11 protein-coding genes are annotated in these 12,454 nt (G+C 39.9%); 4 read left to right on the forward strand and 7 right to left on the reverse strand.

Going from position 1 to position 12,454, the window contains the following annotated elements; translation table 11 throughout:
• Window positions 1-312 precede the first annotated feature (312 nt).
• A complete protein-coding gene (locus AACW45_RS13275) occupies window positions 313-1,209 on the reverse strand; it encodes an alpha/beta fold hydrolase (RefSeq protein WP_190633079.1) in 897 nt (298 codons plus the stop codon).
• A gap of 590 nt (window positions 1,210-1,799) precedes the next feature.
• Between AACW45_RS13275 and AACW45_RS13280 the strand changes: the two genes are divergently transcribed.
• The 3 genes from AACW45_RS13280 (at window position 1,800) to AACW45_RS13290 (ending at window position 3,995) form a co-directional block, all read left to right on the forward strand.
• Window positions 1,800-2,384 carry a hypothetical protein gene (locus AACW45_RS13280; RefSeq protein WP_190633080.1) on the forward strand — a complete coding sequence of 195 codons (585 nt, stop codon included), beginning with the start codon at window positions 1,800-1,802 and terminating at the stop codon, window positions 2,382-2,384.
• Window positions 2,385-2,647: 263 nt separating this feature from the next.
• Window positions 2,648-3,415 carry an armadillo-type fold-containing protein gene (locus AACW45_RS13285; protein ID WP_190633081.1) on the forward strand — a complete coding sequence of 256 codons (768 nt, stop codon included), beginning with the start codon at window positions 2,648-2,650 and terminating at the stop codon, window positions 3,413-3,415.
• Window positions 3,416-3,509: 94 nt separating this feature from the next.
• Window positions 3,510-3,995: a gluconokinase gene (locus AACW45_RS13290; protein ID WP_190633095.1), complete on the forward strand. Its 486-nt coding sequence runs from the start codon at window positions 3,510-3,512 to the stop codon at window positions 3,993-3,995.
• Window positions 3,996-4,436: 441 nt separating this feature from the next.
• On the opposite strand, the gene AACW45_RS13295 is transcribed toward AACW45_RS13290, so the two are convergent.
• From AACW45_RS13295 to AACW45_RS13305, 3 genes are all read right to left on the reverse strand, one after another.
• The gene (locus AACW45_RS13295; protein ID WP_190633082.1) at window positions 4,437-4,619 is read right to left on the reverse strand and encodes a hypothetical protein; all 183 of its coding nucleotides are present in this window, start codon (window positions 4,617-4,619) and stop codon (window positions 4,437-4,439) included.
• A gap of 130 nt (window positions 4,620-4,749) precedes the next feature.
• A complete protein-coding gene (locus tag AACW45_RS13300; RefSeq protein WP_190633083.1) occupies window positions 4,750-5,925 on the reverse strand; it encodes a homospermidine biosynthesis protein in 1,176 nt (391 codons plus the stop codon).
• A 48-nt stretch (window positions 5,926-5,973) separates the two neighbouring features.
• On the reverse strand, window positions 5,974-6,915 hold the full coding sequence (locus AACW45_RS13305; RefSeq protein ID WP_199331121.1) for an O-acetyl-ADP-ribose deacetylase: 942 nt from the start codon (window positions 6,913-6,915) through the stop codon (window positions 5,974-5,976).
• A gap of 98 nt (window positions 6,916-7,013) precedes the next feature.
• Between AACW45_RS13305 and cobO the strand changes: the two genes are divergently transcribed.
• Window positions 7,014-7,691, forward strand: a complete 678-nt coding sequence (cobO, locus tag AACW45_RS13310; protein ID WP_190633084.1) for a cob(I)yrinic acid a,c-diamide adenosyltransferase — start codon at window positions 7,014-7,016, stop codon at window positions 7,689-7,691.
• A 259-nt stretch (window positions 7,692-7,950) separates the two neighbouring features.
• On the opposite strand, the gene AACW45_RS13315 is transcribed toward cobO, so the two are convergent.
• The 3 genes from AACW45_RS13315 to AACW45_RS13325 form a co-directional block, all read right to left on the reverse strand.
• Window positions 7,951-8,796 carry an Rpn family recombination-promoting nuclease/putative transposase gene (locus tag AACW45_RS13315; RefSeq protein ID WP_190633085.1) on the reverse strand — a complete coding sequence of 282 codons (846 nt, stop codon included), beginning with the start codon at window positions 8,794-8,796 and terminating at the stop codon, window positions 7,951-7,953.
• Window positions 8,797-8,953: 157 nt separating this feature from the next.
• Window positions 8,954-10,543: a tetratricopeptide repeat protein gene (locus AACW45_RS13320; protein WP_190633086.1), complete on the reverse strand. Its 1,590-nt coding sequence runs from the start codon at window positions 10,541-10,543 to the stop codon at window positions 8,954-8,956.
• On the reverse strand, window positions 10,540-11,865 hold the full coding sequence (locus AACW45_RS13325; protein ID WP_190633087.1) for an AAA family ATPase: 1,326 nt from the start codon (window positions 11,863-11,865) through the stop codon (window positions 10,540-10,542). Before AACW45_RS13325 ends, AACW45_RS13320 begins: the two co-directional genes overlap by 4 nt.
• Window positions 11,866-12,454: the final 589 nt, after the last annotated feature.

Raw genomic sequence — 12,454 nt, forward strand, 5'->3', positions numbered from 1 at the left:
ATCATGTTTTTGACGCTAATACCCAGCCTATTTGCATAAAAATTCCCAATTGCAAATTCAAAAATAAAACAAGTATGATAGGCAATGCCCATCATACCCATATTGCACAAATCAAGTATTAATCTATTGTTCTGTTTTTTCAATGCTGACTAAATTAGGACTTACGCACCGAACACAAAAACCCTCACAAGGGTGGTCAAAAGTCAAAAGTCAAAAGTCAATGGTCAAAATTCAGGTTTTTGGACTATGGACTATTGACCATTGACAACAAGCATGAAAAATATGTGACACGACGTAAGTCCTATAAATAATTTAGGAATTCAGCAGAGGTAAAAACTGACGAATTAAGCCAATAGTTACTGCTGGTAATTCTAATTGTGGTGTTAATCCCACATCTTCGAGATGTTGAAAAATTTTAATGGCTTGGGGATTGAGATCCGCCAAACGTCTGCCGATTTCTGGCCCCGTAAATTGAGATTTTTCTCCCCATATAATCGCAGTAGGAGTAGTCAATTGCTGAATATATAACGATAAATCAAAGCATAAATCGCCGCGTACAAAAGACAGTGCTGTGTATTCTGCATTTGGCTGTTGTGCAGATTCGAGATAAGCATCGACAATTTCTTGGTAAACTCGACTAGGCTCGGCAAATTGTCGTTGTTCTAAAAAGGTGCGAATCCCGTTACTAGTTGCAACACCCGTACTATACAACAAGCGATCGACAATGGGAACGCTGGCTAATTGCGCAAAAAAACTGCGGGAATAGTCTTCACCAAAATCAGAGAGTCCCGCAGGAGTGGTGAGGATAAGAGATTTAAATAGATCGGGATGAGCGATCGCTAATCGAATTACGATAGCTGCAGTTAAAGAAGACGCGATCGCTGTGACTGGATGGTTACAAGTCTGCTGTAAAAATTCCTGAATCGTTTTTAAGTAATCTTCAACCTGATAATTGCGTCCTAAATGCTCAGATCTCCCCCAGCCAAGTAAATCCGGTGCAATAATTCGGTAGTCGCTAGCGAATGCTGGGTAAACTTTAGACCATTCATAAGCCGAAGAACCACCACCAAATCCATGAAGAAACACTAAAGTTTCCCTTTCGTCTTTAGGCGTATCATCTTGCCAAAGTGAACCTGTGTTCGTGTAGTAAACTATTCTTCCTAGAGAGGTAATTATCGAGCGTTGTTCAAATCCTAGTGGCTGAAACATAAATATTGTGATTCAGGTTTGTGTTTGTTAGGAAAAGATTAAGATTTAGTTAATCTTAAGTATTTATACTAAATTAAGTTCCGGAATAGCACTAAGTAATCAAGTATTAGCATAAAGAATCAACAAGTATGGAGAGAATTTATTAGCGTTCCCCCAGATACCTGTATGCGTGACTATCTAGGATCGCAGTTTGGTATTACCTGTTGGCTTGCAAATCTCTCTCATTATGGATGAATCAATGATGCTTAGACTTCTGTCCAACGTCAGATTAAGTGGATGTAAAATTGCCAGATTATCTATGAAGATATGATGATTTTTTTATTACAAAACCTGGCTGTTTTTGCCTGTATTTACTGCCCCATGAGGATTTAGGTTTGTAGTCAGGATAACTTAGAGGTTAATTATGGCTTGGCTTTTGTATGGTAATCTATCAGAAAGATTACGGATACTTTTTCCAAGTTAACTCTCAGTTAAAACCCTGATATCAACAAACGTTAACTTTATTACTGGCAACAAAAAACAATCTTTGCTTGTAATTATGACGAATCATTAAATTAATTATTCTTAAGAAAATTCAAAGGCGGAGTGTGATGGTAAAGGAGGCAATTCTCAAATCAGATAAAATCCCCAAGTTTAACAATAGTGAATTTGCGGTTGATAATAGTCAGATTCATCACCAAACTCTAGCTACAGAATGGCAAGGTTCTGTCAAAGAAGTTTATGAAGCTGCATCAGCAAATACACCGAGTTGTATTGCTTTAAACTTTGAGGATTTAAAATGTTTTGAAACAGTAGAAAGCCAGTATGAATCCTGGGGTGTAATTTTCAATAATTGTATAGCTATACAGCCATCAAATCCAGCATTTCCCGCACATTCAGGTTCAACAGTATTGATGGGATCGCCAAAAAGTGGATCGTTAGAAGTAAGTTTTTTGCAACCCGTGAATTGGGTAAGTGCTTTTGTTACCAGTTCACAACGGCTAATACTCACAGCTTACGATCGCGATCGCCAAATGCTAGCGCAAACAGTATTACCAGCAGCCAATCTCGCTAATTCTGACTCTTCCATAGCGCCTAACGCTTTATTATCTATAGCTGCAAATAATATTTATCATCTGACCTTCAGTGCATTTGACGGTCAATTTACCCTAGATAATTTTCGCTTTTGTGTTTAATTGGTCAATTGTCAGTGGTCAGTGGTCAATAGTCAACAGTCAACAGTCAACAGTCAACCGTCAACAGTCAACCGTCAACGGTCAACAGTCAACCGTCAAATAAGGTATTATTGATTCTCGATGGCAGCTTGAGGTAACTCTCATAGCTGGCATCTCTATACCCATAGGCATTGAACGCCTTAATCAACAATGGGTGTCCCATTCTTTCCTTATCTACAGTAAAACTATAAACTAATAATCTTGTAATCTAGTAGGTAAAAACCGTGGCGCAGGCTTTGTCTTCATGGCAGCAATTAATTAACCAGCTTTCTCACTGGTCGCTTCCAGATTTTAAGACAGGAGCCTCAAAGCAACGAAAATATCGGCAGTTTTCTGGACCTGGTGGCGTGCTAGGATTGCTGACAATTATCGTGGCGATGCTGTTGTGGAACTGGAAACTGCTGTTGGCGCTGTTAATTGGGATTGGCGTGATGTTATCAGTCTACTTAATGCAGAAGTGGGATTGGCAACAACGTTTGTCTCAAATGCAGGGGTTTGTCCATGCTCCCAACCGTCAGTTAATCTTGGCTGTGAGTAGCGGTGGTATTGCGACTTTTACCAGTTACATCGCTGCAGCGATTTGGTTTGACTCTAACAGTCCTTGGATTGCTGCGGGTGTGATTTTCCAAGGTGTAGGAACTTTATTAAGTTTAATTTTGCTGGTTTCTCAAATCGTTAATTTTTATGGAATTCGTCAAGAAGACCAATGCGATCGCTTGTTAGATAACTTAACAGAAGCAGACCCCTTAAAGCGTTTGGTTGCTGTGCGTCAATTAACTAAACTTGTTAGCCGCAAACGGGTTGATGCAAGTGTAAAACAAAATGTAATTGAATGTTTGCAATTGTTATTAACTCAGGAACAAGAAGCAGTAATTCGCGAAGCAGCTTTTGCAAGTTTACAAACTTTAGATAGCGCACAAGTACTTCCAACCAATACATCTGGCATTTTTATTCCTGTTTCTAATAAAGTTAAAACTCCAATTCCTTCTTAACTGATATCTTGCACCTACACCCTATAAGGGTGAGGCTATACAAACAAAGCCTGCCTACGCAGGCTTGTCTGCTGACTTCAAAACTGCTTGCTGTATGATTATTATCGTCATGGGTGTCTCTGGCTCTGGTAAAACTACTGTAGGAAAACTTTTGGCAGAGTCTTTAGGCTGGATTTTTAGCGATGCTGACGCTTTCCATTCACCAGAGAATGTGGAGAAAATGCAGCGTGGTATTCCCCTAACTGAGGCTGATAGAAAACCTTGGTTAGAAGCTTTGCAAGCAGTTATTAAACAATGGTTGCATGAAAATACAAATGTGGTGTTGGCTTGTTCGGCGTTAAAAGACAGCTATCGTCAATTTTTGCTAGTGGATAGCGAACGCATTCAGCTAGTTTACCTCAAGGGCACTTACGATTTGATTCAAAAACGCTTACAAGAGCGTCAAAATCACTATATGCCGGAAATACTCCTCCAGAGCCAGTTTGATGCCTTAGAGGAGCCTTTAAACACCGTATATATAGATATAGCCCAATCACCCCAAGCTATTGTGCAAAACATTAAAACAGTTTTGCAAATTTAGTTTTGACAAAATTTAATAAATAGGCGGATTCGCATTACCAATGGTATCCGCCTGACAGACAAACAACAATACTATGAACTTACCCATCATTACAGCTGATCGGTAGCGATCGCCGGAATAAATTGTCATAATTTCATAAAATTTATGAAAAATTAGCATTTCGGATCGCGATCGCTGATTACAACATGCAGATATGCTGCTGATTAAGGGACATCTAATTTTTTAAATACCCAATCAATTTGTAGTGCGTAAAGGGAACTCCAAAAAATAAATTATCCAACTTGTAGGGGCACGGCATCTACAAACTTTCGGTATTACCGATATTTTATCGGTGCCGTGCCCCTACCCTACCCCCGTGGGTATTTTTTTAATTGGAAGTCCCAAATGCCATGATGAATGCGATCGCTTTCATTCCTGTGCTAATGACTATTCGTATTGTAATTATTTATTTTTATGTAGCTGGTTGATCAAATGTGTGCGTTTTTGCTCCCACCATTGATTGTTAACTTCTGCTACCTCTCCACTTTCAAGTCCTGCAATTAAATATTCTTCAATCTTTGCTTGCATTTGTAATTCTGAATTTTCTTGTTCAATTTTTTGTTGCAGTTGGGGAGGAACGTTCATAAAAGTGAAGAGAAATCAAACTTTAATACTTTAATTGTAAAAGGCGATCGCTTAGTTGATATTCACCTTGGTAGCGATTCAGATCCCCGACTTCTTGAAGAAGTCGGGGATCTAGCAACCCGAAACTTGATTATGGCGTGTTAGGAATTAATCTACCGCAAGGATAGGTTGCTGCTTGCTGGTTTGCACTTTCAACTACAGCCGCAGGAATTTTATCTGATGGTTGCGCTTTTGCTGCAAGATAATCTTGGCGGAGTTTTTCAACAATTGTTTCTCGCTTATCGTATAGCCGCTTTAATGAGCGTGGCTGGTTTTTTTGCATAACGTATGCTGTTACCAATGGTAAGGCGATCGTGCTATCGGTGTAACAAACAATTGTGCTAGGTAACTCTTCCGGGTCAATTTTACCCCAGCTAACGGCTTCTGAGGGCGTCGCACCAGACAAACCACCTGTATCAGGACGCGCATCGGTAAACTGGACAAAGTAGTCATGTCCCCGTTCTTCTAAACCCAGTACCTCGTGAAGTTGCGGTTGGGTTTGTAGCAAAAAGTTCTTCGGGCTACCGCCACCAATAATCACAGCTGCACTTTTACCTTCAGCTTCTCGTGCATTGTAGGCGATCGCAGCTGTTTCGTTAACATCAATAGAAGGATCGATAATTAATTGCGAACCTTCTAAGGCTAAAGCGGCGACATTCATTCCAATAGAACTATCTCCAGGAGAAGAAGTGTAAATCGGTACGCCACATTCATAAGCTGTCGCTAGCAAACAGGAATTTTTCACCCCTAATTGCTTTTCAATTTCCCAAACATACTTACCCAGCAAATGGTGAAATTCAGCCGTTCCCATGCGCTTTTGAAAAGCTTCTGCTTGCAGTATCTTGCGGATAAATGCATCAGTTTCTAGCAGCACATCATAGCCGAAAATAATGTCATAAATGCGGATAGTTCCTTCTTGACGTAGTTTCACATCATCTAAAAAGGGATTACCCGCAAATAATTCAAAACCCAAACCATAGTGCATATCGTGATAAAGATTTGCACCAGTGCTAATCATCCAGTCAATAAAGCCGTTGCGAATTAACGGCGCAAGGGCGGAAACCCCAAATCCGGCTGGTGTCATCGCCCCAGAAAGACTGACACCGACTGTGACACCAGGGGTTAACACCTCACGACTCAGCAGTTGACATATTTCCCGCAACCGCGCGGAGTTGTAAGCGGTAAAGTAATTATCAATCAAATCAACTACGCCGATCTCGTTTGACATGGGAATCGGTGCAATTTTTTGACCTAGTTGTTTTGACATTCTGAGAATCCCGAAAAGTAAATACGCCGAATCTAATGTTATCTAGGATTACGTTAATTCTCGTATAACTTTTAGATAACATTCGTAAGCACTTTGTCCAAAGCAGACAAAAATCACTTGTTCGATAGACTTATGGCTGTGTAAAAACTTGTTAACTTCCGAAACTGCAATTTTACAGGCGCGTTCCATTGGAAACCCATAAACGCCTGTGCTAATCGCCGGAAAAGCAATGGTTTTAATTTGATATTGTGCTGCTAAAGTCAAGCTATTGCGGTAACATCGCCCTAACATTTCATCTTCACCGCGATCGCCACCATACCACACAGGGCCGACGGTGTGAATTACCCACTTTGCGGGAAGTTGATAACCTTTGGTAATTTTCGCTTCCCCAGTAGCACAACCATTTAACAGACGACATTCAGCTAATAATTCCGGCCCCGCAGCGCGATGAATTGCGCCATCCACACCGCCACCACCCAATAAAGAGTTTTTTGCAGCGTTGACAATTGCATCGACTGGTAGCTGGGTGATATCACCTTGAATAACTGATGTTTGCTGGCTCATTTTCGCTTCACCATGATTGTGATTATTTTCTAACATCCCAGCCGCATAAATTGCTTGTAATCTTTGGAATATTGCTAATAAGTGTTTATTGTCAATCATCTTAGCTAAATGACCGCTACAAAATCGCTCTTGGCGAATGTGCGTTGTGAACAATTTTTGTAATGTAGAAATATCTGCTACATTTAATAGTTCAGGATTAGTAATAAAACTATCTGCTGATTGTTTCCAAGCTAACCAATCAAAAGAAATGATAAAGTTTTCTTGATAAAGTGCTGTAATAAGCTCGTTAAATTCTTTAGAATAGCAATATGGTTCAAAAGTCAATGGTTCAGTTTGGATGTTATATAGCTTAACTTCTTGATTCGTCAATAATGTGACAAAACCTAATATATTTTCCAGATTTTTTAGTGTAATTTGAGTAGACATATATAGGAATCTAGCTGCGTATTCTTATTTAATGGGCATTGGGCATTCTTGTACAGACCCGATTAATCGCGTCTCTAGCAACTGACAAATAATAATTGATGAAAAACGATAACCCACAACAATTAGATTCAGACCAAGAGATTGCACGTGTAATTGACGAGGTAATGTCCTCATCTTTGAGTAACGAACAGTATCGCCAAAAGATGCAGCGACGTAAAGAAGTCCAAGATAAGCGGATAGCACAAGCTGTCCCCGAAAAGGGATTAGTGATTGTAAATACTGGTAATGGGAAGGGGAAAACCACTGCGGCTTTAGGAATGGTATTGCGATCGCTTGGTCATGGGTATAAAGTGGCGATCGTCCAGTTTATTAAAGGTGCGTGGGAACCCTCAGAGAAAAGGGTGTTTAGTAGTTGGCAAGATCAGTTAGAATTTCATGCTATGGGCGAAGGCTTTACCTGGGAAACCCAAGATCGCGATCGCGATTTAGATAAAGCACAAGCAGCTTGGGAAAAATCCTTAGAATATATTCGCAACCCAGAGTTTAGATTAGTCTTATTAGATGAAATTAATATTGCTCTGAAAATGGGTTACTTACAAGTTGAGCAAGTATTAGCTGGTTTAGCTACAAAACCTGCTGGTACTCACGTAATTCTTACAGGTAGAGGCGCACCACCAGCCTTAATTGAACGCGCCGACTTGGTAACCGAAATGACATTAGTGAAGCATCCTTTCCGCGATCAAGGTGTGAAAGCTCAACCAGGAATTGAATATTAAAATCATCAATTTATCGTCAATAACGGCAAACTCCATCCAAAAAAAGATGGAGTTTTTTATTATAGCTGTTGACTGTTGACTGCGCTGCACTGAGCCTGTCGAAGTGTTGACTGTTGACACAGTTGAAAGCCTAGTATTGTCAGGGTTTTATCTTATACTAATTGGAAAAAAGAATGCGACAGATTGTAGGGGCACTGGCACTGCCATGCCCTCTAGAATATATTGATGTAGCGCAAATATGATTTAAATTACTATTAGTTTAAACTTCTTCCCCCGCTACATTTCTAATCACTTCTACATCTAACTCTAATATTTCAGCTACTTCTTGCACAGTCATTCCACGTTGCAGAAGTTTTGCAATTATTTTCCTTTTGGCTTGTTCCTCGATTTCTTGTTGAACTTCTTGTTTAACTTCTTCTTTCACCTCTTCTCTAGCTTCTTCTTTTAACTCCTCATATACTCTTGTACCTCTGATTAATTCCAAACTTAACATTGCTTTTACCTCCTCCCTGCTCAAATTAGGAAACTTGTTTACCAGAATCGCCTCTATTAATTCTAAAACTTTTCTTTGGATGGCTGTGTCTTTGACTTCTTCTCTAGCTTGATTAACTAGTTGCTTGACTGATTCTTGTGCTTTTTGCTTACCTTCTACAATTAACTTCACAATTCCCAATCCCAATGATTGGTATGGTTCGTCTCCCATTTCATCTAGATAAAAGCAGCGTAAATGAGGTTCTCTAAATGAATTAAGACGCTGGGGAAAGTCTACATCATTTGTCCGAGCATCAAAAATGACTATAGCATACCAGTTAGGGTTGATTGGTTGATATTGGTAGAAGTAAAGCAGAATACTGCTAAATAATCTGTCGTAGAAGCGTTTATCTTTATAACATTGAACTTCAACAAAATATATTGGTTCAGTGGTAGAGATTTCTGGGGTGGAGTCTAATGTTAAAAATATTCCATCTAGGCGGAAGCCAGTTTCTTTGATTTCTTGGCTTTTGAATTCGTAGAGATTTGTATTTGTTTCTGGTTTGCCAATAAGTTCAAAAAAAATATTCGGAAATTCTTGAAAGAGTTTGTAAAAAATCGTGTCTGTTTTCATCTGATGGGTAGATGCTTGGGTGAATGTGCAATTTATTTGTAATTCGTAATTAAGTTAATAAATTTAAATGTAGGGTGTGTTGTCGCCAAGCGCAACGCACCATCAATAATTCAAGGTGAGTTAGCCTACTACAAACTACTAAATAGCAGATATTAAATCAACGTCTAAAACCAATAAGCTGCAAAAACCCTGTCACAACTTTAGTTAATTTTTGCCATTTCAATTTTATGGATGCTACTCTTCTGTTGTTTCTAGCATCCTGGTCATCAGGTTTAATTTCTAAGGCTTTGTCATAGGATGCGATCGCTTGTTCATAGCGTCCCAACTCATCTAGCGCATACCCCCGGTTGTACCAAGCTTCGTGGTAATCAGGTTGAATCTCTAAGGCTTTGTCATAGGATGCGATCGCTTGTTCATAGCGTCCCAACTCATCTAGCGCATACCCCCGCTTGTACCAAGCTTCGTGATCATCAGGTTGAATCTCTAAGGCTTTGTCATAGGATGCGATCGCTTGTTCATAGCGTCCCAACTCATCTAGCGCATACCCCCGGTTGTACCAAGCTTCGTGGTAATCAGGTTGAATCTCTAAGGCTTTGTCATAGGATGCGATCGCTTGTTCATTGCGTCCCAACTCATCTAGCGCATTCCCCCGGTTGTACCAAGCTTCGTGGTAATCAGGTTGAATCTCTAAGGCTTTGTCATAGGATGCGATCGCTTGTTCATTGCGTCCCAAATTCTCTAGCGCATACCCCCGGTTGTTCCAAGCTTCGTGATCATCAGGTTGAATCTCTAAGGCTTTGTCGTAGGATGCGATCGCTTGTTCATAGCGTCCCAAATTCTCTAGCGCAGTCCCCCGGTTGTTCCAAGCTTCGTGTAAATCAGGTTTAATCTCTAAGGCTTTGTCATAGGATGCGATCGCTTGTTCATAGCGTCCCAAATTCCCTAGCGCAATCCCCCGGTTGTACCAAGCTTCGTGTAAATCAGGTTTAATCTCTAAGGCTTTGTCATAGGATGCGATCGCCGCTTCGTATTCTTTTACTGTGTATAGCAAATTCCCCAGTTTAAATAGTAAACTTACTTTACTATCTTCTGTCTGATGTTTTTCTGCCAATAAGTCTTGAATTTCTAAGACTTTTTCAATCTTTTGTTCTTGGCTAAGTTTCAAATACTGTTCATAGTTTCCTTCTAATATCAGTCGAGTTGATTCCTGTTCTACCAATTCTGGTGTAGTGGGTAGTTCAAATATTCCCGAACGCCAATCAAAAAAATCTGGGGCGCGGTGGATAAAATAGTCTATGGAAAATGACCGCAAAAGAAACACAAAGCAAAATGGTAAATCATCTCTAAAACGTTCTCGCTGTTGATTTAGATGATTTAAAATATGCGGTACGCTGGTTAAATTGCTGAATTGTCCTTCTGTAATTTCACCAAAAGTTCTTTTTTCGTATTTATATAAAGAATATTCCAGACCTTTAATTAATAAAATATCAATTTGTTTATCTTTAACAAACTCAGCCACTCGCTTATATAAATTATCAATCGCCTCAACTAAGCGCAAAGCTTCTATCTGCTTCTGGGGAATCTCCTGTGGAAGTTTAGCAATTAAATTCTCTGCTTCCACAGGTGTACATTGCACAAAAAACAAGCCAAATCCTGATTTACGCCTTAGTGCGCGAACTAAGTCTTGATAGGCTGCTTCTGGTTCTGGGGGTAAATCCTCATCCCAATCATCTACATTTGGGTTCATGGAAGTTTCGCTACAGCTTCTTTAAATTCGGCAATTCCTTGAATTAATGGATGAATATCATACCAGCGCTGCATCTCTCCCTCATCATCAATATATTTATATTCTAAAAGACAGCGATTATACATCAAACTTCGGTATAGGTCATCACCAGGAAGTTTTTTAGAACGGGACACCTCAGCTAAAAGATGCCATTGTGAGTTTTCTACAGTGCGACGATAGGTATCTCTCGCTTGAGTAATTGCACGTTGCACGGCATTTTTTGTAATAGGTAACTCATCAATCCGTCCAATAGCATCTTGAGTTAACAATAGCAAATTCCTCACATGACCTCCACTCATCAAACACAGTCTTTCTAAGGTTTCAGGACTATCAAAAATGTCTTTTTCTAGTGAAACTTCCGGTGCAATTTGCCGAACTCGCTTGCTAATTAATTCTTTAACTTTCTTCACTCCAGGCTGATAAGTTTCCCCATCAGGAGTTTTCACCATAATCATCGGTAAAATTAGGCATTCACCATAGATATCGCGAATATCTGTGCCGCGTTTAGAATACAGTAAGGAAATAGGTGCAGTATAAATTAAATGGCAATCTAAACCTTTGAGTTGTCCGCTACGGTCTACAAAAACTTCCTCATAGTTAGTGTTATCTCCGTCCTTAACTAATACCATCCGGTCTAAATTATCGACAATTACCGCCAGTTTTTTGCTGCCATTAGGTAAATTCTTTTTAGCATCTTTCAGAAATTCATTCAATACCTGAATTAGAGTTACAGTGTGAGGATCAATTTTTTGGCGAATCTGTTGACGTAGCTGGGGAACGGCTCTTAAATTTGCTGTTAGTTTGGCAAATTGAGCAATTTGCGCTTCTATTTCTAGACTCTCAAACTCTATGGGAGTTTGCGCCAAATCTTTCAACTCACCCCACAGACTTTTTAACCAGTTGAGTATAGGACGAGGATTGGCAATTTTCTGTAAATCTTTGAGCAAGCGGCGTGTACAAGCTAGGAGAATATCTGTATATTGAGCATCTTCGGAATCAATATCTTCTTCATCAGCAGCAAAATAGACAACATAGAATTGCCGATTTTCTAAATATTTCTTTAACCTAAGTAATTCTGTAGATTTCCCAGCACCCCGATGTCCAGAATATAATTGGCAGGTATTAGTGTTTGCCAATCGCATCCGATTTCCCAATTCTTGGAAAATATCTGCATCTCCCCGCACATCCTGACAATCAACATACCTTGTATCATCGGCGGGTAAGGGTTCAAAGGCGTTAAAGGCGTTATAGAGTTTGGTAAGTAAGTCAGGATTATTAAGCATAAGTATTAAATATGGCAATTTTGCCTATTATACTGTCGGTAATAGTCCTTAATACTCATTAATGAGCCTCGAAACCTCATTAACGAAGAAAAAAGTCTCATTAATGAGCCTCAGAACCTCGTTAATGAAGATAAAAGCCTCATTAATGAACCTCAGAACCTCATTAATGAAGAAAAAAGCCTGATTAATGAGCCTCAGAACCTCGTTAACGAGCCTCGAAACCTCATTAATGAAGATAAAAGCCTGATTAATGAACCTCAGAACCTCATTAATGAAGAAAAAAGCCTCATTAATATATTTTCGTAGTGGCGTGGCAAGCTTAAAATGTGGCAATATAATTTTCTTGTGGGGTGGACAGCGTTCGACTGAGCGCTCACGCCGAAGTCTTGTCCGCCCAGGACGGGCGAGACGCCCATCCCACAAGAGTTTTATTAATGCACCATTTTAGCCTTGTCGCGCCAGTAGTGGTCTGACACGCCTAAAATGTGGCAATATAATTTTCTTGTGGGGTGGACAGCGTTCGACTGAGCGCTCACGCCGAAGTCTTGTCCGCCCAGGACGGGCGAGACGCCCATCCCACAAGAGTTTT

It is taken from the genome of Calothrix sp. FACHB-168 (assembly GCF_963889195.1).
GTDB lineage: Bacteria > Cyanobacteriota > Cyanobacteriia > Cyanobacteriales > Nostocaceae > Aulosira > Aulosira anomala_A.

Coding starts and splice junctions, on each gene's coding strand:
- AACW45_RS13275 (WP_190633079.1), bottom strand. CDS start 1,209: ATGTTTCAGCCACTAGGATTTGAACAACGCTCGATAATTACCTCTCTA.
- AACW45_RS13280 (WP_190633080.1), top strand. CDS start 1,800: ATGGTAAAGGAGGCAATTCTCAAATCAGATAAAATCCCCAAGTTTAAC.
- AACW45_RS13290 (WP_190633095.1), top strand. CDS start 3,510: ATGATTATTATCGTCATGGGTGTCTCTGGCTCTGGTAAAACTACTGTA.
- AACW45_RS13295 (WP_190633082.1), bottom strand. CDS start 4,619: ATGAACGTTCCTCCCCAACTGCAACAAAAAATTGAACAAGAAAATTCA.
- AACW45_RS13300 (WP_190633083.1), bottom strand. CDS start 5,925: ATGTCAAAACAACTAGGTCAAAAAATTGCACCGATTCCCATGTCAAAC.
- AACW45_RS13305 (WP_199331121.1), bottom strand. CDS start 6,915: ATGTCTACTCAAATTACACTAAAAAATCTGGAAAATATATTAGGTTTT.
- cobO (WP_190633084.1), top strand. CDS start 7,014: ATGAAAAACGATAACCCACAACAATTAGATTCAGACCAAGAGATTGCA.
- AACW45_RS13315 (WP_190633085.1), bottom strand. CDS start 8,796: ATGAAAACAGACACGATTTTTTACAAACTCTTTCAAGAATTTCCGAAT.
- AACW45_RS13320 (WP_190633086.1), bottom strand. CDS start 10,543: ATGAACCCAAATGTAGATGATTGGGATGAGGATTTACCCCCAGAACCA.
- AACW45_RS13325 (WP_190633087.1), bottom strand. CDS start 11,865: ATGCTTAATAATCCTGACTTACTTACCAAACTCTATAACGCCTTTAAC.